General features: G+C 64.2%; 25 protein-coding genes and 1 pseudogene. 22 read left to right on the forward strand and 4 right to left on the reverse strand.

Translation table 11 applies throughout. The annotated features are described in order from the left end of the window. Nucleotides 1-692 (reverse strand): class E sortase (locus ACIA8X_RS07035; protein WP_399457933.1); only part of this gene is annotated, 692 nt, incomplete at its 3' end. Between the two features lie 308 nt (nucleotides 693-1,000). On the opposite strand from ACIA8X_RS07035, the gene ACIA8X_RS07040 reads away from it, so the two are divergent. The 9 genes from ACIA8X_RS07040 (at nucleotide 1,001) to ACIA8X_RS07080 (ending at nucleotide 11,975) form a co-directional block, all read left to right on the forward strand. Next, entirely contained in the window at nucleotides 1,001-2,473 is a 1,473-nt protein-coding gene (locus tag ACIA8X_RS07040) for a glycoside hydrolase (RefSeq protein ID WP_399457934.1), read from the forward strand. A gap of 91 nt (nucleotides 2,474-2,564) precedes the next feature. Then, entirely contained in the window at nucleotides 2,565-2,957 is a 393-nt protein-coding gene (locus ACIA8X_RS07045; RefSeq protein ID WP_393457437.1) for a hypothetical protein, read from the forward strand. A gap of 100 nt (nucleotides 2,958-3,057) precedes the next feature. Further along, nucleotides 3,058-4,077 (forward strand): SEC-C metal-binding domain-containing protein, encoded by a 1,020-nt coding sequence (locus ACIA8X_RS07050; RefSeq protein ID WP_393457434.1) that lies wholly within the window; start codon nucleotides 3,058-3,060, stop codon nucleotides 4,075-4,077. A 188-nt stretch (nucleotides 4,078-4,265) separates the two neighbouring features. Further along, nucleotides 4,266-5,639 carry a PIN-like domain-containing protein gene (locus ACIA8X_RS07055; protein ID WP_393457431.1) on the forward strand — a complete coding sequence of 458 codons (1,374 nt, stop codon included), beginning with the start codon at nucleotides 4,266-4,268 and terminating at the stop codon, nucleotides 5,637-5,639. Between the two features lie 81 nt (nucleotides 5,640-5,720). Next, a complete protein-coding gene (locus ACIA8X_RS07060; protein ID WP_393457428.1) occupies nucleotides 5,721-8,246 on the forward strand; it encodes an ATP-binding protein in 2,526 nt (841 codons plus the stop codon). Beyond that, nucleotides 8,243-10,012, forward strand: a complete 1,770-nt coding sequence (locus tag ACIA8X_RS07065) for a DEAD/DEAH box helicase family protein (RefSeq protein WP_393457425.1) — start codon at nucleotides 8,243-8,245, stop codon at nucleotides 10,010-10,012. The genes ACIA8X_RS07060 and ACIA8X_RS07065 overlap by 4 nt, the downstream gene beginning before the upstream one ends. A 12-nt stretch (nucleotides 10,013-10,024) precedes the next feature. Beyond that, on the forward strand, nucleotides 10,025-10,615 hold the full coding sequence (locus ACIA8X_RS07070; protein ID WP_393457422.1) for a hypothetical protein: 591 nt from the start codon (nucleotides 10,025-10,027) through the stop codon (nucleotides 10,613-10,615). A gap of 137 nt (nucleotides 10,616-10,752) precedes the next feature. Next, entirely contained in the window at nucleotides 10,753-11,490 is a 738-nt protein-coding gene (locus ACIA8X_RS07075) for an NgoMIV family type II restriction endonuclease (protein ID WP_393457419.1), read from the forward strand. Between the two features lie 8 nt (nucleotides 11,491-11,498). After that, the gene (locus tag ACIA8X_RS07080) at nucleotides 11,499-11,975 is read left to right on the forward strand and encodes a very short patch repair endonuclease (protein WP_393457416.1); all 477 of its coding nucleotides are present in this window, start codon (nucleotides 11,499-11,501) and stop codon (nucleotides 11,973-11,975) included. Nucleotides 11,976-11,987: 12 nt separating this feature from the next. Here the strand turns inward: ACIA8X_RS07080 and ACIA8X_RS07085 are convergent, their stop codons facing one another. Together ACIA8X_RS07085 and ACIA8X_RS07090 are read right to left on the reverse strand one after the other, a co-directional pair. Further along, nucleotides 11,988-13,043: a DNA cytosine methyltransferase gene (locus tag ACIA8X_RS07085; protein WP_393457413.1), complete on the reverse strand. Its 1,056-nt coding sequence runs from the start codon at nucleotides 13,041-13,043 to the stop codon at nucleotides 11,988-11,990. 244 nt (nucleotides 13,044-13,287) lie between these two features. After that, entirely contained in the window at nucleotides 13,288-13,920 is a 633-nt protein-coding gene (locus ACIA8X_RS07090) for an ATP-binding protein (protein ID WP_393457410.1), read from the reverse strand. 222 nt (nucleotides 13,921-14,142) lie between these two features. Here ACIA8X_RS07090 and ACIA8X_RS07095 point away from each other — a divergent pair, with 222 nt between their 5' ends. The 13 genes and pseudogenes from ACIA8X_RS07095 to ACIA8X_RS07155 all read left to right on the forward strand — a co-directional run bounded on the left by ACIA8X_RS07095 (nucleotide 14,143) and on the right by ACIA8X_RS07155 (nucleotide 23,213). Beyond that, a complete protein-coding gene (locus ACIA8X_RS07095) occupies nucleotides 14,143-14,988 on the forward strand; it encodes a helix-turn-helix domain-containing protein (RefSeq protein ID WP_393457407.1) in 846 nt (281 codons plus the stop codon). Beyond that, nucleotides 14,989-15,192 carry a DUF397 domain-containing protein gene (locus tag ACIA8X_RS07100; RefSeq protein WP_393457404.1) on the forward strand — a complete coding sequence of 68 codons (204 nt, stop codon included), beginning with the start codon at nucleotides 14,989-14,991 and terminating at the stop codon, nucleotides 15,190-15,192. 303 nt (nucleotides 15,193-15,495) lie between these two features. Further along, nucleotides 15,496-16,236: pseudogene (locus ACIA8X_RS07105) on the forward strand (DUF6879 family protein). Next, on the forward strand, nucleotides 16,233-17,081 hold the full coding sequence (locus tag ACIA8X_RS07110; RefSeq protein WP_393457401.1) for a helix-turn-helix domain-containing protein: 849 nt from the start codon (nucleotides 16,233-16,235) through the stop codon (nucleotides 17,079-17,081). Before ACIA8X_RS07105 ends, ACIA8X_RS07110 begins: the two are co-directional and overlap by 4 nt. Before the next feature lie 87 nt (nucleotides 17,082-17,168). Next, entirely contained in the window at nucleotides 17,169-17,627 is a 459-nt protein-coding gene (locus ACIA8X_RS07115) for a hypothetical protein (protein WP_393457398.1), read from the forward strand. A 113-nt stretch (nucleotides 17,628-17,740) separates the two neighbouring features. Continuing rightward, on the forward strand, nucleotides 17,741-18,031 hold the full coding sequence (locus ACIA8X_RS07120; RefSeq protein WP_393457395.1) for a hypothetical protein: 291 nt from the start codon (nucleotides 17,741-17,743) through the stop codon (nucleotides 18,029-18,031). Between the two features lie 219 nt (nucleotides 18,032-18,250). Continuing rightward, on the forward strand, nucleotides 18,251-18,688 hold the full coding sequence (locus ACIA8X_RS07125; RefSeq protein WP_399457935.1) for a hypothetical protein: 438 nt from the start codon (nucleotides 18,251-18,253) through the stop codon (nucleotides 18,686-18,688). Between the two features lie 101 nt (nucleotides 18,689-18,789). Then, nucleotides 18,790-19,161 (forward strand): hypothetical protein, encoded by a 372-nt coding sequence (locus ACIA8X_RS07130; RefSeq protein WP_393457389.1) that lies wholly within the window; start codon nucleotides 18,790-18,792, stop codon nucleotides 19,159-19,161. 120 nt (nucleotides 19,162-19,281) lie between these two features. Further along, entirely contained in the window at nucleotides 19,282-19,887 is a 606-nt protein-coding gene (locus ACIA8X_RS07135; protein ID WP_393457386.1) for a DUF5753 domain-containing protein, read from the forward strand. 197 nt (nucleotides 19,888-20,084) lie between these two features. Then, a complete protein-coding gene (locus ACIA8X_RS07140) occupies nucleotides 20,085-20,678 on the forward strand; it encodes a DUF5753 domain-containing protein (protein WP_399457936.1) in 594 nt (197 codons plus the stop codon). A 753-nt stretch (nucleotides 20,679-21,431) separates the two neighbouring features. Continuing rightward, a complete protein-coding gene (locus ACIA8X_RS07145) occupies nucleotides 21,432-21,671 on the forward strand; it encodes a hypothetical protein (RefSeq protein ID WP_399457937.1) in 240 nt (79 codons plus the stop codon). 319 nt (nucleotides 21,672-21,990) lie between these two features. After that, a complete protein-coding gene (locus tag ACIA8X_RS07150; RefSeq protein ID WP_399457938.1) occupies nucleotides 21,991-22,650 on the forward strand; it encodes a hypothetical protein in 660 nt (219 codons plus the stop codon). 323 nt (nucleotides 22,651-22,973) lie between these two features. Next, nucleotides 22,974-23,213, forward strand: a complete 240-nt coding sequence (locus ACIA8X_RS07155) for a hypothetical protein (RefSeq protein ID WP_399457939.1) — start codon at nucleotides 22,974-22,976, stop codon at nucleotides 23,211-23,213. Nucleotides 23,214-23,463: 250 nt separating this feature from the next. On the opposite strand, the gene ACIA8X_RS07160 is transcribed toward ACIA8X_RS07155, so the two are convergent. Next, nucleotides 23,464-25,404 carry a sigma-70 family RNA polymerase sigma factor gene (locus ACIA8X_RS07160; RefSeq protein WP_399457940.1) on the reverse strand — a complete coding sequence of 647 codons (1,941 nt, stop codon included), beginning with the start codon at nucleotides 25,402-25,404 and terminating at the stop codon, nucleotides 23,464-23,466. Nucleotides 25,405-25,415: the final 11 nt, after the last annotated feature.

Here is a 25,415-nt window from a genome sequence, read left to right on the forward strand (position 1 = left end):
AGGTAGTAGCCGGGTTCGGTGTAGCCGTGCCCCGGCCTGACCGTGGAGCGCGGGATCGGCCGGATGACGCTGCCGTCATGGGCGGCGGTCTGCGGCAGGGTCTGGTCGACGGCGTACGTGTACGTCGCGCTCCGCGTCTCGACCCGGACGGTGTCCTTGGGCGCGAGCCGGTTGATGTACCGGAAGGGCTCACCGTGGGTGTTGCGGTGCCCGGCGAGGGCGAAGTTGCCCGCCTGGCCCGGCTGCCCGGTGCCGGGGTAGTGGCCGACGTAGCCCTTGTTGAGGACGCCGCTCTTGCTCACGCCCTCGGCGACGGGGACGCGGAGGTGGAGGCGGGGGATGGTGAGGATGGCGTAGGCCTGGGACCAGTCGGGCGCGGGGGCGGGCGGGGGATCGGACGCGGAGTCGGACGCCGGGTCGGACGCCGAGTCCGGTGCGGCCGTCGTCGCCGGTCCGGCCGTACGGGAGTCGCCGCCTCCCCCGTCCCAGGCCCTCTCCAGCGCCCGGACCTCCCGGCCGGCGCCCTCCCTGGCCTCTCGATTCGTCCACCACACCTGGTGAACGACGAGCAGCAGAAGCACCACCCCGACGGTGACGAGGACCTCCCCGCCGCCCCACAGCACCCGCCGCCGCAGGGCACGCCGCCGAAGCCCGCTGTGCTGCACGACGCGAACCCGCCGAACCCGCACCATCCGTGAGCCTCCTCCACCGGGGCCGCCCGCACGATAAGGGCCGGGGCGCGAGGTCTGAAGACCCGTGCGCGCGCCCGGTCCGCAACGGGTTTGCGTCAGGCGGGCGTCCGACCCCTCGAACCGCCCCCTCCTTAGCCCCTCCCTACCCTCTCCCCCTTCCTCCACAGGTTTGAGAAAGGGCTGTCGGAACCCTCGACAACCTCATACGCCACACCCGATGCTTCCTGTCGGCATTCAACGGGACAGGCCACGGAGCCGGTTCGACGACGACACCGCCGACACCGGCCGTTGAACGAAGCGGAGAAGTCATGATGCGACGCAGAACTCTGCTGGCGGCGACAGGCGGTGCCCTACTCGGCAGCGCCCTGGCGACGGGCACCGCACACGCGGACGCGACGATCGCCGTCAACCCCGGCACGTCGTACGGCACCTGGGAGGGCTGGGGCACCTCCCTGGCCTGGTGGGCCAACGTCTTCGGCAATCGGAACGACTTCGCCGATCTCTTCTTCACCACCAACTCGGTGACCTACAACGGCACGAGCCTCCCCGGCCTCGGCCTCAACATCGCCCGCTACAACCTCGGCGCGTGCAGCTGGAACAGCGTGAGCGGCGAGTCGATGGTCGAGTCGGCAAACATCCCCGCGTTCAAGCAGATCGAGGGGTTCTGGCAGGACTGGAACAACGAGGACCCCGCCTCCTCGGCCTGGGACTGGACGGCGGACGCGAACCAGCGGGCGATGCTGCAGAAGGCGGTGTCGCGCGGCGCGACGACGGAACTCTTCGCCAACTCGCCGATGTGGTGGATGTGTTCCAACCACAACCCGTCCGGCGCGGCCGGCGGCGGCAACAACCTCCAGACCTGGAACTACCGCCAGCACGCGTCGCATTTGGCGGCAACGGCGTTGTACGCGAAGTCGAACTGGGGCGTGAACTTCGCGACGGTCGACCCCTTCAACGAGCCGGCGTCGACCTGGTGGACGGCGACCGGCACCCAGGAGGGCTGCCACATGGACCCGGCGGTCCAGGCCGCCGTACTCCCGTACATGCGCAGCGAATTGGACGCGAGGGGCCTGAGCTCCATACGGATCTCGGCGTCGGACGAGACGAACTACGACACGGCACGCTCGACGTGGTCCTCCTTCAACTCCTCCACGAAGGCCCTGGTCAGCCAGGTGAACGTGCACGGCTACCAGGGCTCGGGCGGCCGCCGCGACCTCCTCTACACGGACGTGGTCACGACGTCCGGCAAGAAGCTGTGGAACTCGGAAACGGGCGACAGCGACGGCACCGGCCTCACCCTGGCCTCCAACCTCTGCTACGACTTCCGCTGGCTGCACCCGACGGCCTGGTGCTACTGGCAGGTCATGGACCCGTCGACGGGCTGGGCGATGATCGCGTACGACGCGAATACCCTCCAGCCGACGACGGTCCAGACCAAGTACTACGTGATGGCGCAGTTCAGCCGCCACATCCGCCCGGGCATGCGCATCCTCGACACGGGCGTGAGCTACGCGGCGGCGGCGTACGACGCGTCGGCGCGCCGCTTGGTGATCGTGGCGGTGAACACGTCGACGTCGGCCCAGACGTTGACCTTCGACCTGTCCCGCTTCACGACGGTGAGCGGCGGCTCGGGCGGCGTGGTCCCGCGCTGGAACACGGTGACGACGGGCGGCGATCAATACCGGTCGTATGCGAACACGTTCCTGAGCGGGAAGTCGGTGGCGGTGCCGTTCGCGGCGCAGTCGGTGCAGACGTTGCAGGTGGACGGGGTGGTGATCTGAGGGCAGCGGTAACGCAACCGGCCGGCGCTCCCGGAACGTCATGCGCGGCATGGCGGAAGCAGTCGTAGAACCGATAGAACCGATAGAACCGGTGAAACCGAATGAGGACGAACGCGGGCGCCGCCCCGAGCGGCGTCGCGGCCTGCTGACGCCGGCCCTGGCGAACCTGGCCCTGGGCGTGCCCGCGATCATCCCGCTCTACGCGACGTACTGGCTCCTGACCGACTACCTGCCGATGGACTGCCGGGACATCACGGACATGGCCAGGCCGGACGTGCGGAACTGCAACTTCCACACGCTCGACCACGCGGGCCCGATGATGTTCCTGCTGGCGCTGACCGGAGCATTGCTGCTGATGCTGGTGGTGGCGGTGGACATCCTGCGCCCACGCACCCGCGACGGCGACGGCCCGGGCAGATGGCTGGCAACGGCGGTGCTGATCCCGGTCCCGTTCCTCGTGCTGCTGTGCCTGGCGAGGGCGTGACCCTCCTCCGCTGGGGTGACCGCCTCCACCAGGCAATATCTGCACCCTCTTCTCCCCTCCGTTCTCTCCTACGTCAGCCGCGGGCAGTACGGTGTCCCCCATGCGCCCCGACACGCCTGCCGAAAACGTCGACCACACCGCCGAAGCGGCACGCCTGGAGCGAACCGCCGGCCTCTACCCCGAGGACGCCGAGGCCCTGCTCCTCCAGGCCGCGGCCCACCTGGAACTGGCCGGCGACCGCCCCGCCGCGACCGCGCTCTACGACCGCCTGCTGTCGTCCTCCGTCGGCTTGGAGAACCCCCACCTGGTACGAGCCCTTAAGGCGTCGAACCTGTGGGAGTACGGCCACGAGGCGGAGGCGAGGGCGATCATCGAAGGCGTCCGAGCAGCCTCCCCTCGGGACCCGGCACCGTGGGTGATCGTCGCGGAGTCCCTGGAGTCCCACGACGAGCTGGAGGCGGCGCAGGAAACCTTCACGGAGGGAGCCCGCCTGCTCCTGACGGACGTGCCGGAACCCCCGTACTCCACGCATCCCCTGCTGTTCGGCCGCCACCGCGTACGCCGCATGCTGGGCGTGCCCCACGACGAATGGGACACCCTGGCGGACACCCTCCACTCGATGCCGATCTCCCTCGACGAACTCCACGACCCCAAGCGCGTTTGGTCCCTGGGCTCGGACAACCCGGCGGAACTGGAGGCGGAGATCTCGCGGCTGCGGGCGGAACTGGGCGCGCATCGGGAGGCGCTGTCGCGTCCGTTCCCGGTGGCGGTGCTGCACTGGACGGTGGGGGAACTGGAGGAACTGGTCGCGGCGTACCCAACCCTGGCCGAGGAGTACCCCTCCCATGAGGAGCACCTGGCGACGATAGAGGCGTCCCTGCGGGAACTGGCGGCGTCGGGCACGCCGAACCTGGGGATCGTGACGGGGACGGTGCCGTCGTACGAGGCGTTCGCGGCGTCGGAGGGGGCGTCGCCGGGGGATGCGACGTTGCTGCCGCAGTATGCGACGACGTTGGCGGCTCGGGGGCGGGCTGTGGGGTGGCCGCCTCAGCGGGGGGCGGATTGCTGGTGTGTGTCGGGGCGAACGTATGGGGAGTGCCACGGAGCAATCGCAACTTGACGATGCATCAGCCAACGACGGGTGTACTCCAAAAACCTCAACGGGCTGGATCGCTGTTCCGCCTTGACCTGCACTGCACCCCGTCTTGAAAATGAACTGACGCACAGGAGCAACATGGGGGCGCTGTGAACCGCGGGTCACTTCCTTTAGTGGAGCAGTACCGAGCCTGGCTCATGCCCAATGGCGGGATGGACGACGCCAACAGGGAGACGTTCTTCACCCAGGGTCTCGTGGTACTCGACACCAACGTCCTACTCAGTCTGTACGAGTACACCCCAACTGCCCGTGAGCAAGTCTTCGGGGCCCTCGAGCAGATCGCTCCACGGCTCTGGCTCCCACACCAAGTGGGCCTTGAGTTCGCGCGTGGGCGACACCGCGTGATCGCCAATCGCGTCAAAGCACTGGGGGAAGCACCCGACGCGCTCAACAAGAAGCTGCAAAAAGCACGGCAGGCCGTCATCGAGGCTAGCACCTTCGTAAAAGATCTCCTCGAAAAGTATGCTCAAGATGAAGCCGCAAGCGCCGCTCTCGACAAACAAATCAACAACCAAGCGATAGACGATCGACTTGAAGAATGGCGCACACTTCTTAAGCAGCATGTCCAGCAACTCAAAGACGAACAAGACGTTCGACTGGGCTCCATCGAAACTAACGATCCGGTACTCCCCCGGATTGCAGCCCTCTATGATGATCGAATCGCACCACCAACCCCACCGGAGATCGTCAAGAAAAGGGTCGACGAAGCGTCAAACCACAGATTCCCGAACCGGATTCCTCCAGGGTTCTCGGACTGGGGAAAGGGTACGCCGCTAGAAGCTGCGGGAGACTACCTCCTCTGGGCAGAGATACTCGAAATAGCAGAAACGCTGCCGGAGCCAAGGCGAGTACTGCTTATCTCATCTGACGGAATGTCGGAGAACAAGGAAGATTGGTATCAAAAGGCGGAACAAGGTCGCGCGAGACGTCCTTGGCCAACGCTCTTCGATGAAATGAAGCTTCACGCCAGCGCGGAACTTCGCTTGGAGGAGCCGCGAAGCTTCTTCGAAGGAATCGATCAGTTCCTAAATCCCGATGTGCAACTCACAGAAACCACATACGAGGAGATCGATCGGGCTGCGGAGACCATGGCATATGGAGTCGGCCAGAAGCAGGAACCCGTTACCGAAGAGACGGCCGCCTTCACGGACCCCCCAGAGGGACTGGCACTAGCCGCCTATCGAGCAGCCGGGTTGACGACAGGTGTAATTCGCCGTCTTGTGGAATCGGCAGGACACAGATCATTCCAGTGGTGGCTGATCGGCGTGACAGCAGAACTCGAACAACGTCGCACCGAGGAAGACGAACCCGCTGTGGAGCTCGTTGCTGCGGTCAGGTCTGCTAGGCGCCCAAGACCAGAATGGCTACCGGGTGAGGTTCTCAAGCAAGGCGAATGGCCTTATCGACTGAACTCTTGGATTTCACCTTGGTTCGTTCAAGCTGTGCAATCTGCGAGTGAAGCTGATCGCCTGCTCCTCCAGCGGCATGCGGCCCGACAGGCTGACGTAACCGCAGAAAGCAGCTGAGCCACTAAACGCAGCTAAAACACCATCCTCGCCCATTCCCCAGAATGGCCCAAAAGAACCGAGAATAAGGTAGATCTAAAGATGGCACACAAGCTGGTGGATATCGCTCCTACAACGCAGGTATTGATAGCGTTGACCCGAACACCCATCAGCCCACTTGATGCTCTGAGCGAACTCATCGATAATGCCATCGACTCATTCCGTTCGGCCGCCACTTCTGGTAAACCATCACCGATTCGTCAAGTATTGATCGAGATCCCAAGCATCGCCGAGGTCAGCCGCAATGAAGGGATCATAAGGGTTCGCGATACAGGCCCTGGATTGTCAGAAAGCCAGATCGCTGACTCCATGCGAGCGGGGTACTCATCGAAAAATCACTTCGACACTCTCGGCCTCTTCGGCATGGGTTTCAACATTGCCACAGGGAAAATGGGGCGTATCACTCGCGTCATCTCGGCTCGAAGCGAGGATCAATACGCAATCCAAGTCACCCTGGACCTCCCTAAGCTGATCCAGGAACAGAAGTTCACGGCGCAGTCCGAACAGATCCCAAAACCGCATGGATTGGAGCATGGAACGGTCGTCGAGATTCGCGACTGGTGGCCAGATGGGGACCCCAATGGAGGGTTCATTCGAAATCTGGCCAAGATGTCGAAGAAGACACTACGCGATCGCCTCGGTCGACGATACGCTTCCCTCCTGCGCCGTGATAGCGCAACCCCTGTCGTTATTAGCGTGAACAACGACCGATGCCAACCCTTCGAGCATTGCGTATGGTCGGATCAGCGCTTTGTTGAGCGTCAAGGGCACGGGAAAATACCCGCGGTAATCAGGTTCGATGACGAAATCGACCGAGCGCGGCGCTGCCTACAAGATGGAACGGATTTTGGTGCGTCCAATACCTGTCCACGGTGCCAGGGCACAGAGAGTCGAGAGGTCATCCACCGAGTTCGGGGCTGGGTAGGAATCCAGCGCTTCGACGACCAGAATGACTTCGGTGTCGACCTCATTCGTAACGGCCGCGCAATCCGAGTGGCCGAGAAGACCGCCTTCTTTGAGTTCACGGACGAAGCCACCGGCCGCTCAGAACGCGAATATCCGATTGATCAACAGTACGGGAGAATCGTAGGCGAGGTACATCTTGACCAGGTCCCGGTAGATTTTCAGAAACAGAACTTCCAGCAAGCCACGGACGAGTGGCAGGCAGCTGTGCAGTATCTGCGCGGTGGCTCGCTGCTTCCGACGAAGTGGCGCGATGGCGAGCGCAACGATTCCCACGTTTCCCGACTCTTTCAGGGATACAGAAAGGTTCGCAACTTCGGTCGCGGCGACATGTACATGGGTCAGTACAACGTCGCAAAAGGGAAAGCCGACCGTATCTCACGTGAGACAGAGCGCTCTTACCACAAGAAATTCCTCGATCACGAACCCGGCTACTACACCGACGAGAAATGGTGGGAACTCGTTGAAACGGCCGGGGAGCCTCCGATTCAAGATCTGCCTGAGTGTGAAGAATGCGGATTTCAGAACACGACGGCCGCCGAGGAATGCGGTGGATGTGGCCAAGTACTGAACGGAAAAGTTTGCCTCAATGCCGAGTGCCGAAGGCAGATTCCCCGATCGGCAGCCTCTTGTGTGCAGTGCGGCACATCGCAGATACCGAAGGTTCAAACACCCTGGAAGTGCACTTTCTGCGCAGAGAATAATAAGGCTGATGCCGAGTACTGTGAGAAATGCGACAGCATCAAGGGGGCGCCGCACCCAGCCAGTCCCGGGTCTCTCGCGCCAAACTCCATCGACGATCCGACCCTCAGTGCGCTTCAGCTATCCGTTCACCTCGCCGACGGCTCGAAGAGCAGCCCCCTCGATATCAAAGTGCGAACGGTTCACCGACCGATCATTCCGGCATACGGGCGCGGCCCGGTTCCGCTGGTAACAGAAGCAGCCATGGGCAAGATTACGATGTACATGGATCCAACCCATCCAGCCTTCATCGCCATGGGGCTTCTTCCCGAGTATCTGGTCGCTACAGAGGCAGCCCAGTTCATTCATTCGCTTCACCGGAACCTACAGGCGCAGCCTGCACATTCAATCGGCACGCTGACCGCAGAGGTCCTCAAGCAGGGATGGGGGGACTCAGTCACTGATAACGCTGACACGGTTCGCGATGACATTAAGAATCTATTCAGTCAAATTACGGAGAAGATTCTCCTCGCGCCACACGCAGATGACTTCTACAGTGAGCTCGACGAAACGCAGCAGTTGTCTCTCGCAGAATCGATGGTGAAAGCCGGCGTCGACCTGGCCGAGCTTGGTCGTCTGAAGAGCACTGGCGGATATCTGCGTTACTGCGACCGTGACACCGTGACAGCCTTCTTTGCTCACCACGCCGAGGGATGGTTCAACGGGCTTGTGTGGCAGGACCCTTGGCCCAGCGAAGCAGAGGTCGGGCAGGTCATTGCGGGGCGGCTACGCGAGGATCTACGACTCAAGTACCTGCGCTGCCTGGAGGACTGTGCTTCCTACCTGAGATACGAGACGCCAGAACGGCTGATCGTCGTTCGCGCTCGCGCAGCTGTCGAGTTTCTGGCTGACAAACTGTCATGAACCAACGCATTGTTACGGACCTCCACCTTGCGGGCACAGGATGGCAGTCCTTTGAACGGACAGTGCAGCGCCTCCTCATCGCGCGCGGCTACACGAGTGTGCAGCTCGCTGGTGCGTCCGGCGACGGCGGGGCTGACGTCGTTGGCACGCTCAATGGCCGACGGTGGCTGTTTCAAGTCAAACGCTGGCGAACTCCGGTGGGGCCAGAGGTCATTGCCCAAACCATCTCTGCATGTGGGCGCTACGATGCCGACATTCCCGTTGTTGTAAGCCTCAACGGTTTTGAGGCGTCCGTACGTGCTCAGCGTGAGCACCTTGCTTCGAGCGGTATCCCTCTGCAGCTTTGGGATAGACGCACCTTGATGAGGCAAGCCGAGCGTATCCCCCCCACGTCACTGTCCCAACGACTCCCTGAGCATTATCAGTTGCGTTCGTACCAGGAACGCGCTGTCGAGCAGACTATGGGAGAGGTGGTCAACGGGGCTCGCAGTGCCCTGGTCGTGCTCGCCACTGGTCTGGGAAAGACCTTCGTCGCTTCCGAGTTCTACCGACGCTTCCATTTGGCACGTCCAGCTGCGAAAGCCCTTGTTCTGGCGCACCGCAACGAGCTGGTGTATCAGCTGGAGCGCTCTTTCTGGCCTATGCTGCCGCCTTCCATCTCCACGGGAATCTGGAATGGTTATGAGCGACCCGATGCCGATGCTTTGGAAGATCTGGATATCGTGTTCGCCTGCGTAGATAGTGTTGCTTCCGCAACAAGCTCAGGACGGGCATTGCCAGATTATGGCCTCGTGATCGTAGACGAGTGTCACCATCTCGGCACTCAGGCCTATGACACAGTACTGGATGAGGTGTCAGCAGGTGATGGTGGCGCCTTTCTCCTGGGGATGACAGCTACACCATGGAGGCCAGACGGAAAGAGCCTGAGCCGCTGGTTCGACTACCCCGTCGTCGACGTCGACATGGTCCGTGGGTTGCGAGAAGGGTATCTGGCCAACGTCGACTACAGAATGTTCACTGACAATATCGATTGGGATTCCCTGGCTTCCGGACTCGTGGAGGCTTCCCCCGCCCTAACTCCACGAGGGATCAACCGCACACTATTCATTGATGAATGGGACGATGCGGTGGCCGATCGGCTGGCCGAGGTGTGGCGAGAGCAACCGAACCCACGTGCCATCGTCTTCTGTGGGACTATCGACCACGCCGAGCGTATGGCCGGCCGGATCAATGCCCTGGGTTTCACAAATGCTGAAGTCATAGCCTCCCGCACTTCGGCTGGAAAGGCAGTCGATGCTGCTACGCGCAATCGGATTCTCTGGGATTTCTCCGATGCGCGCATCGGAGCACTTTGTGCTGTTGACGTCCTCAACGAAGGTGTAGATGTCCCCGATGTCAACATCGTTGTTTTCCAGCGCGTCACCCATAGTCGACGGATCTTTGTCCAACAGCTCGGCCGTGGGCTTCGCCTAGCGCCAGGAAAGGACAAGGTCGTCGTCCTAGACTTCGTGTCTGACATCCGCCGATTCGCTGCAGGCCTGGGACTTCACGACTCCCTCAACGCATCCGGTGCAGCGAGTCACGATTCACGTGTGAAGATCGGCAGCCAAGTATCCTTCTTCCGCGCCAATAGCCTCGACGTAGAAAGTGCGCAATTCCTCCGCGAGTGGCTGGGGGACCTTGAGGCAGTCGAAAATGCCGGAGAAGACGCCCATGTTCTCCGGTACCCCCCTGGCAGTGCTCTCGCCGAAATCACTAAAAGATAGGAGCCGCATCCAATGCCTGAGCCTGAGTCCACTCCCCTGGCCGACTGGAATCGTCTCAAGCCGTCCACTGAGCATGCGGTCGGTGAACTCCTAAAGCAGTTTCAGCAAGAGACTTCTGCACAAGATCTCCTTGATGCCTATCTTTACGCCAAACGGCTCTTGGCAGAGTCAATGCAGGCGCTCATCCGGACCAGTCTTCCTGCCGAGAGTCTGACCTTCCAGGATCTCCGGAAGCAACTTGGCGATGCCATAGAATCTGAGTACGGGGGCAAGATTCCTGAGCAGTACCTGACTGTCCCGTACGGAAGTCGCACCCATGAGGAGCTGTTCACAATCTTGCTTCAGCACCTAGGGAATCCAGTAAGTGCGTCCCTGCTGCGAGTCGCTACTAAAGATTCCGTTCATGCAGAGCGTCGGACCCGCGAATTGCGGGAGCTGGGACTTGATATCGAAACACGCAAGGCCAACGGTGTCGACGTTTACATACTCAAGTCACTCAGCCTTGATACGAGCATGGTCCCGTCCATCATCAAGAACAATCTCCGCGGTAAGAAGGCTCCCACCGAGGTTCAAGATGCAGCGCTGGCTGTCCTCGGCAGGTGATGCATCTGCTGGTGGCATCAGCACATGCAACTGATCACATGTCACCAACATGATGAAACCGCTAAGCCGGCGCTGCAAGGACTGCTGGGCCATTGGCTGCCCTCTCGATGAGGGTGGCCTTGCACTAGTCTTGCCGTATGGCAACTCCCTTCGCTTCTCTCTTGCTTGGCTGGCGTACCCCCGAGGTTCCGAATGTCGCCGATTCGGACAGCGAGCAGTCAAAGGCCCTGGCCAAGGCGATGCTTCACCACCTGGGCGTCCCTGCAGGACGAGCACCCGGCGAAGGAGAGGCGGGCAAACTGCTTGAGGTGGCAGTGCACGACAATCTGCAGGCACAACTGCATCAAGTCGAGCCCAGTCAGCATTGGATCGTTCAACGAGGAGTCAAGGCAAGGCAGTTCGCGCAGTATCGTCACCTGAGCGCCCTAGATGACTTGGTCAAATCCAGCCCTGAACTGCGTATCACCATTGGCACGGACTACCTTGTGAAGCCGGACGTCACCGTGGGCATCCCAAATGACTCCCCGTTGACCGAAGGGTTCCCCGTCCTGCATGCTGCAATTTCATGCAAATGGACAATTAGGTCAGATCGGGTCCAGAATACGCGCCATGAATTCAACGGGCTCATTCGTCACCGCAGAGGTAGGCAACCTCACTTGGTCGTGGTAACTGCCGAACCTCTGCCGTCGCGGATCGTGGCCATCGCCCGAGGCACCGGGGAAATCGACGCTGTCTACCACATCGCGTATGAGGCTCTCGATCAGGCCGTTCGGGACGTCGGTAACGTCGGCCAGCAAGGAGATTGGGAAGAGTGCACCAAGCAGCATCGTGTACTCCCGTATGAGCAATTGGCCGATACCTTGGCTCGATGGTGAGGGCGGCTATGCCCCAATCAGATGGGACAGACCAGCCAAAGCCGGACTGGCAGGCGCCACCTGGCTCATGGGCGTCTTCCGCAGCGCGGCGGAGGAACATGCAGGCGATCCGTAGCCGCGACACCAAGCCGGAGAAACTGGTACGGAGTCTCCTGCACGCCCAAGGCCTGCGGTACCGAGTGGCGGCCAAGCCACTGCCTGGTATTAGGCGGACGGCAGATATCGTCTTCCGTCCAGCGAAGCTAGCTGTATTCATCGATGGCTGCTATTGGCACGGCTGCCCCCAGCACTACGTGCCACCGAAGACCAATCCTGGCTATTGGTCGGACAAGGTGGCCCGCAACATGGCCCGCGATCGCGACACAGACGAGCAACTTAGAGCTGCTGGCTGGACCGTGCTCCGGTTCTGGGAACACGATCCAGCCGAGGACTGCGCAATCAAGATCGCAGCTACAGTCAACCGACTCCGGAAAGACAAGCTCTAGAATGCGCTGCCGTCAGCTCTTCCGGCTCTTCTCTTCTGCGTCGAAGGCGGCATAGATCTGCTCGCCGACCGCCTGGGCGACCGGGGGTGGGAACGCGTTACCGACCTGCCGGTAGGCAGCTGTCTTCCGGCCAGAGAACCGCCAGTCATCCGGGAATCCCTGGATGATCGCGGCCTGAGTCACGGTGAGCTTAGGTCCTGAGGGAGCGAACAAGTCTCGTTCCGCATCGTTCATCTCATCAGGCTCGTTCGCGACCCCCAGCCCGCAGACCCCAAGGTCTGCCCAAGCTCGCTTTGCACGTGTCGGACCGAGGTCAGCACCGCCATGCTTCTTGGACCCGCCGACGACCGTGGGCGCGACTCCCTCCAACGCCTTCCCGTACCAGTTCTTGAATGCCTTCTCTGCCCTAGGGTCACTGGCGACCGCGTCGTAGCGCGCCCGCATCGAGTCATGCAGCGCCTGCCCCACAGTGACAAGCTCAGTCTCTGCCGGCTTGTGGTGTTCGAAGTACCGGGCGTACTGGGGCTTCATCGCGACGAGAATGGCACGCGGGCGCAGCTGAGGGACGCCATAGTCCTTAGCCTCCAAGAGATCCCAGTAGCACTCTTCGTACCCCATCGACTCCAGACGCTTGATGATCTCCTGTCGGTACTCAGCAAACTTGGGGTCGAGCAAACCGCGGACGTTTTCGATCATCACAGCCTTGGGTTCAAGATGATCAACGAGGTTCAGCATGACAGGGAACAGGTCACGTTCATCATCGCGACCAAGCTGCTTGCCCGCTGCCGAGAACGGGGGGCACGGCACTCCACCTGCTAGAAGATCAAGATCGCCTGGTTCAAACCCCAGGACATCCGGCTCGAAAGCATTAAGGTCAGCCTCAATGACCTTGCAGCCTTTCCAGTCAGGATGTACGTCAATATTGGTCCTGAGGGTCTGGCACGCGTCTCTGTCGATCTCGATCAACGCGGCGTGCTTGAAGCCCGCGTTATGCAGGCCGACTGCCTGACCACCAGCCCCAGCACAGATCTCCACAGAGGTGTACCTGAGCTTGTTCGTGCGGGTCATGTCCCCTCCTTACAGCCATACAGCGGCAGACGCACCTTGCAATCCACCGTCACTGAGGGTGACAGACCCCACTGACAACGAGACCTCAAGTGTGCCAGCACGACCGGCGGGTTGTTTGATCGCCCCACCATCACGCCTGCGCCAACTGCAACCGCATGTGCCACAGAAGCCGTCCCGGAGAATCCTGGCGTACGCCGACCGTTCTGCGGGAGCAGACACTTCAGTCCGCTCAGAGGGCCGTCCACTAGGCCGCGTCCACTTCGGCTTCGTAGTGCATCTGAGCGCGATCGAGGAAGTCGTCCGGATCGTGACCGCGGGCAGCACTCCAGTGGAGCAAATCCGCGATCAGCTCCACCGCCGACTCCTCAAGGCCCGCGTCTCGCTCCCGGCCTCCGAGCGAAACGCCCCCGGTGGCTCCCTGATAGTTCTCAAGCGCTTCGGCAGCTCGCTCGATACGACGGCATCCGCGCCCCGCAGTGGTCGGGATCTCGCACCAGACCGCCTTGCCTGCCGCAGTCAGCACCGTGCCCCAGTCCACTGCCAACGCCGCGAGCAGATGCAGACCACGCCCGCACTCCGCGCCACAGTCAGTAGCGCTCGGTGATGGCACCGCTCGGCTCTTGTCATGCATTTCCAGCCGGAGCCGCTCACCCCGCCATTCGAGGATCAGAGTCGCTGAGGCGCCTTCGCCGACGTGCTTGACGACGTTGGTTGCCAGTTCCGTGACGAGCAGTTCCGCTTCGTCCGCAGCGACAGGCATGCCCCAGTGGCTCAGCTGCGCTACGGCAGCTCTCCGAAGCAGGCGTACTTCTGTCGGCGCCGCCTCGAAAGGCAGGATGCATCGGAGCCGGGACTCGGTGACTTCGTAGCCAGCCATGTAGGCCACTCCTCCCTCCCACGCCACGCCCAGGCCGCACATGCCGTATTCGCACGACTGCGTTGCGTAGCGATCTACGAGCCAGCATGGCACAGAGAACTCTCACTATGTAACTTCTCACGAGAACCCATCGGGTGAATCTGATGGTGGCGCCGCGTCCACGCTGCCTAGCCTGAGGGGCAACCTCCGGGCCAGCCGCCCGGCACATGGCGAAGGAGTCGCATGGCCGAACGAACCACAACCCGACGCCGCCAACTGGGCGCCATGATGCGCAAGTTGCGCGCCCGCAAGGGGCTCACGCTTGAGGAGGCCGGGCAGCTCGTCGGCGTATCCAAAGCGACAGTGAGCCGATACGAGACCCAGGCCGGCCCGGTCAAATGGATCGTTGTTGATGCGTTGTGCCGTGGGTACGGAGCAACCGAGGCTGAGCACCGAGCCGTTGTCGGCCTCGCCAAGGACGCCAAGCAGCAGGGCTGGTGGAGTTCCTTCGCCGACTCCATCCCCGAGAGCATGAACTTGCTGCTCACGCTTGAGGACGAAGCCATGCGCGAGAGTCACTTCTCGTGCGTCTATGTCCCTGGCCTCCTGCAGACTCGTGCCTACAGCACTGCACTGCAGAAGGCCAACGAAGTGCCCCTGGAATCAACAGAGCTCGAGCGGTTGGTCGACATTCGCATGAAGCGGCAGGAGATCCTCGCCCGCCCGAAGCCTCTGACCCTGTGGGCAATCCTTGATGAGTCCGTGATCCGCCGCATCGTCGGATCACCACAAACAATGAAGGAGCAACTCGACCGGCTGCTCGAAGCGAACGAGTCCCCTCATGTCACGCTTCAGGTGCTGCCCTTTTCCAAAGGTGCCCACGCTGCCGCGCTCGGAAGCTTTGTCATCATCGGTGGCACCGAAGCGGCCCTGGACGTGGTGTATGTCGACTTCCACACAGGCTCGCTCTTCCTCGAGAAGGACGAGGAATTGGAGCGATACAGACTTGCGTTCGAGTACCTTCGCGCACAAGCGTTGGACATGGAAGCTTCCTCCACCTTGATCCATCGAGCCTGCAAGGAGCTGTGAATGTCTGTCGGCCTTCAGCCCATCTCCGAGCCTGCCTGGTTCAAGTCGTCACACAGCGGCGGCAATGCGACTGAGTGTGTGGAGGCCGCCTTCATACCGTCCGGCGTGCTCGTGCGGGACTCTAAGAGACCCGACTTCGCACGCCTCGCAGTCTCTGCAGAGGCATGGGCCACCTTCTTGGCAGGAGCGCATCGCGCCTGTTGAGGGACGACAACTTGCTCGCCTGGTGCGAACGACAACTCGGCCCTCTCCAGACTTTCGATCAGCAGCTCAGCATCAAGTCGACTCAGTGTCACCCTCTTCATCCCGATACATCCCTGCCTGATGACGCTGTTCCTCTCCCCTGATCCGGCCCTCGCCACACACACGGGAAGCGCATCCGGCGCCATGCCTGCTCGCGCGCAATCCACTCCTGCAGCACAGGATGCGCAATCTGCTGCAATCCTTCAGTGCGCCCAGGCCCGCAGTCGCATCCTGTATCTCCAACCAAGACAGCTGGAGGGCGACATGACGCTCAGGTTCCTCGGCACAACCAGCGACGACGGCGACTGCCCCACCCTCTACGACATCGAGGGCACAGACGAGATCCTCGTCCAGGGCGAGCGGGAGACAGACCCGGAGCATCTCGTCCAGTTGCGGGACGTCAAGGAGTCCGAGACCTTCGTCCGTGTTCCGCGCAGTCTGCTGACCCGCTACGCGCCGAGGAGTGACGCCCCTGAGCTCCAGTCGTTCGCCTCGATCTCGCATCTCTTCAGCGACTGCAAGCACACGGCTTGGCGCCTGGAGACGCGCCGCGGCTACGCCTCGGACCGCAACAGCCCGAAGTGGCCGCGCTTCCTCGCAGGAGAAGACATCGCCCGTGACCCCGACAACGCCTGGCGGGAGAACGTCCGCGCGCAGACGGCGAAGGGCAAGCGGTTCGGACGTGTTCGGCTGGTTGATGAACCGCCCACCCAGGGACAGGAGTTTCTCCTGGCCAGTGCACCCAGCAATATCGCGGCAGGCGAAGACATCCGCTACCTGACGCGCGCCCAGGCGCGGGAATTGCGGCTGCCGGACTACGACTTCTGACTCTTCGACTCCAAGATCCTCGCCCGCTTCGCGTTCGACGACGAAGACACCACCCTGGGTGTGTACATCACCCAGGACCCGACCGAGGTCCTCGCCGCCTGCCAAGTCCGGGATGCCGCCTGGCATCACGCTGTACGTGCTGAGGAGTTGGCCGGCCGGGTACGTTCCACCATGTGACCACGGACTACCAGACCGCCAGAGAGGCACTCGGCGCGCGGCTTCGTGAGCTGCGCGCCGAGGCCGGTCTCGAAGGTAAGGACCTGGCTGCCAAGGTCGACTGGCAGCCCTCGAAGGTCTCCCGGCTCCAGAATGGCAAGCAGACCCCGTCCGCAGCAGACGTGACAGCTTGGGCGCAGGCCTGTGGCCGACCTGACGTCGAGCGTGAGCTCCAAGGGCTCCGGGCCGGACTGGAGCTGAAGCAGCGGCACCGCTCCTGGCGGCGCCAGTTGGCCGGCGGGCACCGCGGCCGCCAAGAGATCGCCGTGCGCCAGACCCAGGCTACGAAGGCGATACGCGGGCTTGAAATCTCCCGCGTTCCGGGGCTGTTCCAGACGCCGGAGTACGCCCGCGTCATCTTCGAGGCAAACGCCGAGTTCCGGGGTATCCCGCCTACCACTGAGGCCGCGGTCGAAGCACGGATGCGTCGCCAGGAGGCGCTGTACGACCCCGAGAAGACCTTCCGGTTCCTCCTGTGCGAGGCAGCGCTTTACCACCGGCCGTGCCCCGCAGACGTGATGGCCGAGCAACTGGACCGGCTGTACAACCTGGTGGGTCAGCGCCGTATTGAGCTCGGCATCCTGCCGTTCCGCGCTCAGCTGCGCCGTACGGCTCCGCATGCCTTCTGGATTTACGACCGCAGGCTGGTCATCGTCGAGACGATCAGCGAAGAGCTGTGGCTCACCGGCGAGGACGACATCCAGCTGTACGAGCGGGCGTGGGACTGGCTCTCGGAATCCGCGGAGTACGGGGCGTCGGCGCGCCGCCTGGTGGGCCGCGCGCGGGCGTCTTTGGACCTTGCATAGGCAATCGACCGCAAGCACGACGATCGTGTGCGCAATCAGGCGCAATCGCTGAGCAGGTGCGCAATCGGACTGCCTAACGTCCTGGTCATGGCCACGAACCCCATCCGGTTAACCCTGCAAGCGGGCCAGGACTGGCTTCTGTCCTGCGCTCGGAATCCCAGTGCGGTCTGTCGCGCGTGGGCCGCGGACGAGCTCGCGCGGATCCCGAGCGGCGAGTACTGGCTCGTAGTCGAGGGGCCATTGCTCCAGTCCATCCAGGCCATGAAACGCGTTGGCAGCCAAAAGCTCGGCCCCGTCCTGGTGGATGGCCCGACGAGCCGGGCCTGGTGGCTGCTGCCGCCAGGCCTCGGTAACGATGTGGGGCACGTACCGCAGTTGACCGTCCACCCGTCTGGCTGGCAACTCGCCTGCCCGCCAGTCCTGTACGCGATCAACGAGCGCACGTGGCTGGAGCGCCCGGACGGCTCGGGCCGCCTTACCGACCCGACTGCGCTGGGCGTCGCGTTCGGCCGCACCGGGCGACCTCATGCGGAGGCACTCGGATGACGACCAGCCCAACTACTTCCGGTGTGACTTCCGACGAGCCCGATGCCCCATCGCTCGGAGAGCTTCTTGTACGGTCTGCAGCCGGTCTCCGGGAGCGCACCGCGGTACAGGCCTTGGCCGAAGAGGAGGAGCTCCTAGCCCTGAGCAATGTCCGCGCGGCGCTGGTGACGAAGGAAGACGGCGTCATGACGTGCCGGTGGGAGAGCCTGGCCGGACGCGTGTACACGCTCGGACTCAATGACGGCGAGCGTGCGTTCCTCGGGCTGGTGCTGTCGATCGTCGGCGTGCAGCGCAGCCACCTGGCCGTCGTCCGAAACCTGGACGAGCGCCGCTTGAAGATCGTGCTCCAGGCGATGGTTCGGCTGGCCGACAACGACCGGATCGCGATCGGCACGCGCGTCTGAGCCGTTGCGGTCAACACCGTATGCAAGCCGGAAGGCCACCGGAAGCGCCCGCCATCCGGCGTCATCACATCTCATTCCCGCTCTCCGCGAGACAGAGCTCCCCGAAGGTCCTCCAATCTTGAGGTGAATCGTGCTCCACACGCCCCTGTCCCGAACCGGGCAGCGTCCGGTCCTGGCCGCATCCGTCAACGACTCAATCGTGAAGCGGGTGACCCGACGATGACCATCGCCGTCGCCGCTCAACCGCGTACCGGCCGCGCCCTCGTCACAGACACCGAGTTCGACACGCTCGCCGCCTTCTGCGCCGACGAATACGGGCTGGAGCGCTGTGTCGCCGACCGCGTTATCGACCAAGCCCTGGCCTTCGTCTACGTCATGGGAACAACCGGCGAGGGGGCCACCATGGCCCCGTCCCAGCTGGTCGACCCCGGCTGGCACACGCTCATCCTGCACACCGGCTGGTATGCCGACTGGTGCCGCGAGCAGTTCGGCTACTTCCTGCATCACCAGCCGAACTCCAAGGTCCGCAGACGCGGGCTGATGACGTCGGTCGTGGACAGGCTCCGGGCAGCCGGCTTCGAGGTCGACGAGCAGTTGTGGGGCACCGCCGCCGAGTGCAACTCGCCCGCCTGCTGCGGCGACGGCCCCTGCTGCTGACGCGATCTCCCTGAGCCCGGCCCCGGCAGGGCGGGTTGGACTTCGCCAGTCCGCCCCGCCCGCCCCTGGTGCGCCAGAACGGACCCGGACGGACCCTGCCAGTGCCCCTCACCGAGCTGACCGCGACCAGCCGTGTGACCGTATTCCCGCTCGAAAACCTCACCGTCGCCTACACCACGCAGTCCGCTGACCATCGCGGGCTGGGCGACATCGGGCTCGTCACCATCGTCGGCGAACACCGCGACGGGGACGAGCTGTGGCACCTGGCCCGCGAACTCGGCGGCCGTACCGCCGACCAAGACCAGGCCCGCTGGATCCTCACTCAGGCGAGCCGCGCCCGGGTGGTCAACACGTATACAGACCTGCCCGACGCGACCTGGAAGGCGTACGTCCACCGCCGCTTCGAACTAGATGGGCTCTTCGCCAATCACGACATCCTCATGACCGGCCGGATCGACCTGCCGGTTCCGTGAGCGTGTGCGTTGCGCGCTTTGGCAGTCAGCAGCGGTTGGGGCCAAGCCATTCCGTCGTGGGTATCCACACCGTTGGTCTCCTCGATTGCTCTACTCGACAACCGATCTCAGGAGGATGCGGTGGCCAGTTCGGTCCCGTGGAAGCAGCAGCTGTCCACTGGTACGGAAGCCGTCCAGGACGAAGTCGTCCGCTGGTACCAGGAGTCGCGTCGCGGCAAGGGATACGTCCCCGACATGGTCTGGGGAACGCTCCAGACCGAGGCGTACGCCACCGTGATCCTCCGCAAGGTCGTCAACTTCCTCGGCGTCCCGGACGATGTGCCGGCGGGGGTGGCCAAACGGATGGAGCGTCAGCAGGTCCTGTACGACGGCGAGCATCACTACGACGTGATCCTCGGCGAGCAGGCCTTGTACACGAACGTCGGGGGACCAAAGGTCATGCGCGAGCAGATGGAACGCCTCCTGCGTGATTTCGACCTACCGTCGCTCTCCTTGGGTATCGTCCCCGCAACCGCCGAGGTGAGCGTATTCCCCGTGCCCGGATTCGACATGAACGACGGTGGCCAGGCCAGCTACGAACTCGTCTCCACCGGCGTGGACATCACTGATCCGGATGAGATTGCCCTTCATGACAAGGCGTTCAACGCCCTGAGTGAGGCCGCCTGTTACGGAGCCGCCGCTAGGGGCCTGACTAGGAAGGCTCTTGCCTTTTGGAGGAGCGAGTAGCCGCTACGAAGCCCGGGTCTGCTGGAAATTTCCTCGATCAGGCAGGCTGGCTTCCCCGGGGCGACTCACCCACCTCCAAGTCCGGCAACAAACGCGGTGCCATCGAGGACCTTTGGCATTCGAGCTTGGGTAACGAATGCTGGACATCAATAGTCAGATAGACACAGCGAGTTGTGCGAGCGAAACCAGGAGTTCAGATGAGGCTGGAACCGGCAACCAGCGGCGACGATGTGCAACGTGAACTCGCCCTCCTGGAAAGGAATGCCACGCACCTGCGGTATTTTCTCCCAGCGATCCCCACCGGACTGATCCAGACTCCCGCCTACTTGCGGCACGTGATGACACAGACATCGGCCTTTACCGGCAGAGATGTTGAGCAGGTCGTCGCACAGAAGTTGGAACGCCAGGCCGTACTCGAGGACCTCGACAAGCGCTTCGAGTTCCTGCTCACCGAGTCGGCAATCCGGTGCCAGCTGTGCGAGACAGCCCCCATGGTCGGCCAGATCGAGCACCTCGTATCCATCTCGTGTCTCCCGAATGTGGACCTCAAGGTGCTTCCACTGTCGGTCCGGGTCTGCGAGATTCCGTTCAACACCTTCACCTTGTATGACACCAGCCTGGCCACGTTGGAAGTGTTCACCGGGAGGGTCATGCTGCGTGAGGAAACGGACATTGCCTACTACGAGAGGGTCTTCGACCACTTCGCCGAGCGCGCGTACGGAGGCGACTCAGCAAGGCAGCTGCTTGCCGAATGGGCCGAGTCCTTCCAGGCCGTTCTCACGCCCTGGTGATTCGCCAGGTCATCATTCCCGTCGAGCCCGGCTTTCCCCTGACATCTAGACGGACGGACTCTTCTTCCGGCTTCAGCTTCTTGGGCACCTTCAGTCGTTCGAAGACTGCTGAACCATCGCAGGGCACCGGTTTCCTGGGTCCCACCCCAGCCGGCGTGAACTCGATTTCCGCCGTGCCGCTTCCCGCGCACACCACTGTCAGTTTGTAAGTGGTGCCCGGAGTCAAGGTGGGTTGGGAGTGTATGCCGTCTGATACGCGTTCCGTGCCTGACTCGACCATGGGACTGCCCTTGTCGGTGAAGGCGTTGAGGGCTGATTCGACTTGGGCTGTGAGTTTCTCTTCGGTTTGCGCGTCGGCCGCTTGAGAGGAGGCCGGACGTGAAGTGGCGGCGGAGGGAGTCGAGTTGGTGTTGGCGTTGTCCGGTGTGCACGCGGTCAGGAGGAGGAGTGGGGCGGCCAGGGCGTGGGGCAGGAGGGATGCGGCTCTGGCGTAACAGTGTTGACGGGGGGTCCGGTTTTGCATTCGTTCCTCCTGTGCCGGTGGTCAGCCGGTTGTGACGCAGGTGCAGATGCAGGGGTGGGGCTGCGCATTCCGGTGCGTGCCCACCGCGGGAGACGTCACCGTAACCGGTTCGGCCCATCTCCCCGGATGGCGGCTCCGATGAGCGGTGCGGGAGATATCGGATTAGCCTCCGAAATGAGCGCGAAGTGGATCTTTGGTGGTGCGCGCTCTACTCAAACTAAGGAGGAGACATGCGTAAGTTTCAGAAGGCCGCTGTTGCGGCCGCCATGCTCGGTGGTCTGACCCTCATAGCCAGCGGCACCGCCATCGCCCAGCCCTCGGGTGGCCACGGAGGCGGTCACTGCAAGTCTCACGACATGAACATCGACATCCTCGGCCAGGTCGGCATCCTCAACGGCCTTCTGGGCAATGCGGTCAACGGCGAGGGCAATGCCGGTGGGCAAGTCACCGATTTCGGCGGCACCTGCTGAGACTGATCAACAGGAATTGTACGACGTAGCTCGCCGATATGGGTCTCGGCGCCCGGGTCTTCGACTCGGGCGCCGAGCCCTGTCTTCGTTTGTGGGCGGACAACCAAAGTTGCAGGTGTCGTAGACCATCGGCCGATGGCAGGGGTGGGGGCTTGTCTGCAGAATTGGCGCCTGGTCGCGTCCGGCGGCCGGGATTGACGTCTTCGGAAGTCCGGAGACGAAGACCGGAAGCGTAGGCATGGGGGATATGAGGGGTACGGGGGATCTTTCGAGGAAGGGCCGTCCGTCGGCCGGTGCGTCGGAACGTGACGCGGACGTCGTGATCGCGGAGTCGGCCTGGTTTCTTGTGCTCTTCTGCGTGGGGTGCGGGGTCGTCGTCGGCTGGTTGGCGCCGCTGGTCGCGGACTGGCTTGTGACGCTGCGTTGGGCGCCGTTGAAGGGGCCGGCCGAGCTGCTGAGTTCCGTTCCCGAGCCGTGGCGCACCCTCGGTGCCGTGGGTGTGGGGGCGCTGGTGGGGCTGGTCGTCGGGTTCATCGGGGTGCATGAGTCGCTGGCCGTGAGCGTGTCCCGTAGCCGGGTGGTCCTCACCGTCCGGGACGCGTCGCAGGAGTTCGGGGGCGATGAGGTCGGGCTGGTGGTGCGGGACGGGAAGCAGCTCGTGCTGCTCGGTCCGGACGGCATGGAGATCGCGCGGGAGGACTGTCATCTGCCCTGGCGGCGGCTTGCCGACGCCTTCGCCGAGCGGGGGTACCGGTGGGCGGACGAGGATCCGCACCGGGAGGAGTTCAGGCGCTGGGTTCCCGGTGTGCCTGGTCTGCCCGACGGGGCGGACGCGCTGCTCAGGGCCCGTGCGGCGGCTCGGGAGAAGGACGAGGGCGCCGAGGACGCCCGCGAGCTGCGCCGGGAGCTGCTGAGGCTCGGCGTCGTCGTACGGGATGAGAAGAAGCGGCAGTACTGGCGGATGCCTCAGCGTCCCTGACGGCGGCCAGGTGTCGGCCAGGCCATGTATGCCTCGCCGTCACTGACGGCCAGAAAGCTGACGTTCCGGAACCTGATGCTCCAGCAGCTGACGTGCTGACATCTGACGCCACGACACCCTTACGGCCGCATCTCGGGACTCCCCCAGCGCCTCATCTCGGGACTCCCCCGGCGGGCGATCGCGAACCCCCGTTCACCGGTTCGGTGGAGGTGGAGTGAGCAGATCGGGCAGGACTCCTCCTTCCTCCCGCTCCTGTTCGAAGGGCTGTTCCCTCAGCTGCGAGGATTGCTCGGACCACAGGGGAAGAAGGCGGAAGGAGGGGGATGAGTGTGATCGTGCTCGTCTTGGTCGGCGTTCTCGTGCTTGTCGTCGCAGGGTGCGTCTGTGTCGTGTGGGCGTCGCGTGGTGGACCGCGCTGGGTGCGGGGTGCGGCCGCCGTGACCCTGGCGGTCGGGCAGTTGGTGCGGAAGTCGGGGCGTTCGGGAGGGAAGTCGAACTCGGGCTTCGACTCGGGCTCCAGCTTGGGCTCCGACTCGGGCTCCGGATCCGGCTCCGGCGACTGACGTCCAGCGGTTGGCCGCATGGGCCTAAGGCAAGAAAGCGCGGGCCGCGTCGAGTACCGATCCTCGGCGCGGCCCGCGGTCAGGCGGTCGTCTGAGGGGTCTTCCTAGGCTGCGTCGGCTTCGCCGTCACCGCTCCCCCGCCCTCCGCCAGAAGCCACTCATGGTGCAGCGCCCCCAGCCCGCCGGGGGCACTCGGGGGCACGCAGTGTGAGTAGGGCCGGGCGGGTGAAATTCCCGCCCGGCCTCCGGGTCAGTTACTGCCGCAGTCGTTCCCCGGGTTTCCCGGGTTCTCTGGGCTTTCCGGGTTCCCCGGTGTTGGCTGCGGGGCGGGTGCGGGGTCAGTCGTCTCCGGCGGGGTGGGGGTGTCCGGGGTCTCCGGCGCCTGCGGGGTGTCGGGCGCCTCGGGCGTCTCCGGCGCCTGCGGAGATTCCGGTGCCTGCGGAGATTCCGGTGCCTGCGGAGATTCCGGTGCCTGCGGAGTTTCCGGCGTCTCCGGCGTCTGCTCAACCGGCCCCGGGTCTACGGGAGTTGACGGGACCTCGGCCCCCGGAACCTCCGGCTTCGGGTCCTCCGGCTCCGCCCCCGGATCGTTCGGGTACGGATTCTCGTGCCCAGGCTCCTCGTGACCCGGCTCTCCCTGCCCAGGCTCCTCGTAGCCCGGCCCCTCATGCCCCGGCCCCTCCGGCGCAGGATCCGGCTGCTCGCCCACCGGATCACCAGGCGCAGGCGCAGGCGGCGCAGGCACGGACGGTGACGGGGCGTCACCTCCTGGCGCCGGCTTCTCCTCCACGGGCGGGTAGGCCGCCGGAGGCTCGGGCTCGGGCGCCGGCTCGGCGTACGGCGGTGCGGGCACCTCGGCCACCGGTACGTCGGCCACCGGCACCTCGGCCACCGGCACGTCGCCCCCAGGCGTACCAGCCCCAGGCGCATCAGCCCCAGGCCCATCGCCCCCCGGCCCCTCCGCCACAGGCCCAACCGCAACCACCGCCCCCGTCACCGCCGTACCCGAACCCCCACCCCCGGCAGCCAGAGCCTCACCCCCACCCTGATCCGCGCGTTCCCCACCTCGCTCCTGGGACGCAGCCGCACCCCCCGGCCTCCCCGGCGCCTCCGCCGCCCCGACCGGCCCTTCCGACGGCCGCGCGGCCACCGGCGTCTCCGCGAGCGGCGTCCGGGGTGAAAGCGGCGCCTGGGGCGGGTCGTTCACGCCCAGCGCGATCATCATGGCGAGGGCCGCGCCCGCGACCGTCGCGCCCGCCGCGATCGCCGTCGGCACCTTCGCGCCGCCGCTGCCGGTCACCGCCTGGCGGACCGTGTGCAGCGCGCCGCCGATCTGGCCGCTGAGTGCGACCGTGGCGCCGGCGGACCCGGCGGCGAAGGGCAACAGGAACTTGCCCGCGCCGCCCACGGCGAAGACCAGCAGGGCGGGGCCGACCAGTGCGGGCAGGCGGTCGTTGGCGCGCATGAGTACCGCGAGCCGGCCGCGGCAGTCGTCGCAGGCGTCCACGTGGGCGAGCAGGCGTTCCGACTGGCGCGAGGTCGCGTTGCCGCGGACGTACGCCGGCATGCGCACCCAGTGGACCTCGCAGGCGGGGTCGTCGGGGGCGCCGGTCTGGGAGCGCAGGAAGGCCTGGCGCATGCCCTCGCGGGCCCGGTGCAGGAGTACGGCCGTCGCGCCCTGCTTGGCGCCGATGCGCTGCCCGACCGTCTCCAGCGGCTGGCCCTCGGCCTCCGCCAGCCACAGGGCCTGGACCCAGCGTTCGGGGAGTTGGCCCAGCACCCGCACCAACAGGTCGACGGAGGAGACCTGTTCGGCCGGGTCGGCCCCGTCCTCCGCGTGGACGGCGATCTCCGTCCGCTCGGCGGTGGTCCGGGGGTCGTGCGGGGTCTCGCGGGCATCGCCACCGGCGGTCGCGGCCAGGTGCCGCACCGTCGTCATCAGGTACGCCGGCACGTTCTCGATCTCGTGCCCCTCCGACAGCCGCCGCCAGACGCGGAAGTGCGCCTCGGCGACCAGGTCCTCCGCGGCCCAGGGATTGTTACGGGTGAGCGAGCGCGCGAAGGCGACCAGGCGCGGCTGCTGTTCCTCGTAGATGCGGGCGTACGAGGCGGTGGCAATCGCGGTGGCGGACGGGGCCGCGGACGCGGAAGGTGACGCCTGGGCGGGCACCTTGGGGAAACCGTCGGTCATGGCAGGAACGC

The sequence above is a fragment of the Streptomyces sp. NPDC051738 genome, assembly GCF_044453205.1.
GTDB lineage: Bacteria > Actinomycetota > Actinomycetes > Streptomycetales > Streptomycetaceae > Streptomyces.

Bases quoted from the DNA above. Each gene is read 5' to 3' on its own strand.
- ACIA8X_RS07095 (WP_393457407.1), top strand. From the start codon at position 14,143: ATGGCCGAACGAACCACAACCCGACGCCGCCAACTGGGCGCCATGATG.
- ACIA8X_RS07060 (WP_393457428.1), top strand. From the start codon at position 5,721: ATGGCACACAAGCTGGTGGATATCGCTCCTACAACGCAGGTATTGATA.
- ACIA8X_RS07115 (WP_393457398.1), top strand. From the start codon at position 17,169: ATGGCCACGAACCCCATCCGGTTAACCCTGCAAGCGGGCCAGGACTGG.
- ACIA8X_RS07075 (WP_393457419.1), top strand. From the start codon at position 10,753: ATGGCAACTCCCTTCGCTTCTCTCTTGCTTGGCTGGCGTACCCCCGAG.
- ACIA8X_RS07070 (WP_393457422.1), top strand. From the start codon at position 10,025: ATGCCTGAGCCTGAGTCCACTCCCCTGGCCGACTGGAATCGTCTCAAG.
- ACIA8X_RS07085 (WP_393457413.1), bottom strand. From the start codon at position 13,043: ATGACCCGCACGAACAAGCTCAGGTACACCTCTGTGGAGATCTGTGCT.
- ACIA8X_RS07040 (WP_399457934.1), top strand. From the start codon at position 1,001: ATGATGCGACGCAGAACTCTGCTGGCGGCGACAGGCGGTGCCCTACTC.
- ACIA8X_RS07100 (WP_393457404.1), top strand. From the start codon at position 14,989: ATGTCTGTCGGCCTTCAGCCCATCTCCGAGCCTGCCTGGTTCAAGTCG.
- ACIA8X_RS07055 (WP_393457431.1), top strand. From the start codon at position 4,266: ATGGACGACGCCAACAGGGAGACGTTCTTCACCCAGGGTCTCGTGGTA.
- ACIA8X_RS07140 (WP_399457936.1), top strand. From the start codon at position 20,085: ATGAGGCTGGAACCGGCAACCAGCGGCGACGATGTGCAACGTGAACTC.
- ACIA8X_RS07125 (WP_399457935.1), top strand. From the start codon at position 18,251: ATGACCATCGCCGTCGCCGCTCAACCGCGTACCGGCCGCGCCCTCGTC.
- ACIA8X_RS07160 (WP_399457940.1), bottom strand. From the start codon at position 25,404: ATGACCGACGGTTTCCCCAAGGTGCCCGCCCAGGCGTCACCTTCCGCG.
- ACIA8X_RS07065 (WP_393457425.1), top strand. From the start codon at position 8,243: ATGAACCAACGCATTGTTACGGACCTCCACCTTGCGGGCACAGGATGG.
- ACIA8X_RS07080 (WP_393457416.1), top strand. From the start codon at position 11,499: ATGCCCCAATCAGATGGGACAGACCAGCCAAAGCCGGACTGGCAGGCG.
- ACIA8X_RS07145 (WP_399457937.1), top strand. From the start codon at position 21,432: ATGCGTAAGTTTCAGAAGGCCGCTGTTGCGGCCGCCATGCTCGGTGGT.
- ACIA8X_RS07050 (WP_393457434.1), top strand. From the start codon at position 3,058: ATGCGCCCCGACACGCCTGCCGAAAACGTCGACCACACCGCCGAAGCG.
- ACIA8X_RS07090 (WP_393457410.1), bottom strand. From the start codon at position 13,920: ATGGCTGGCTACGAAGTCACCGAGTCCCGGCTCCGATGCATCCTGCCT.
- ACIA8X_RS07155 (WP_399457939.1), top strand. From the start codon at position 22,974: ATGAGTGTGATCGTGCTCGTCTTGGTCGGCGTTCTCGTGCTTGTCGTC.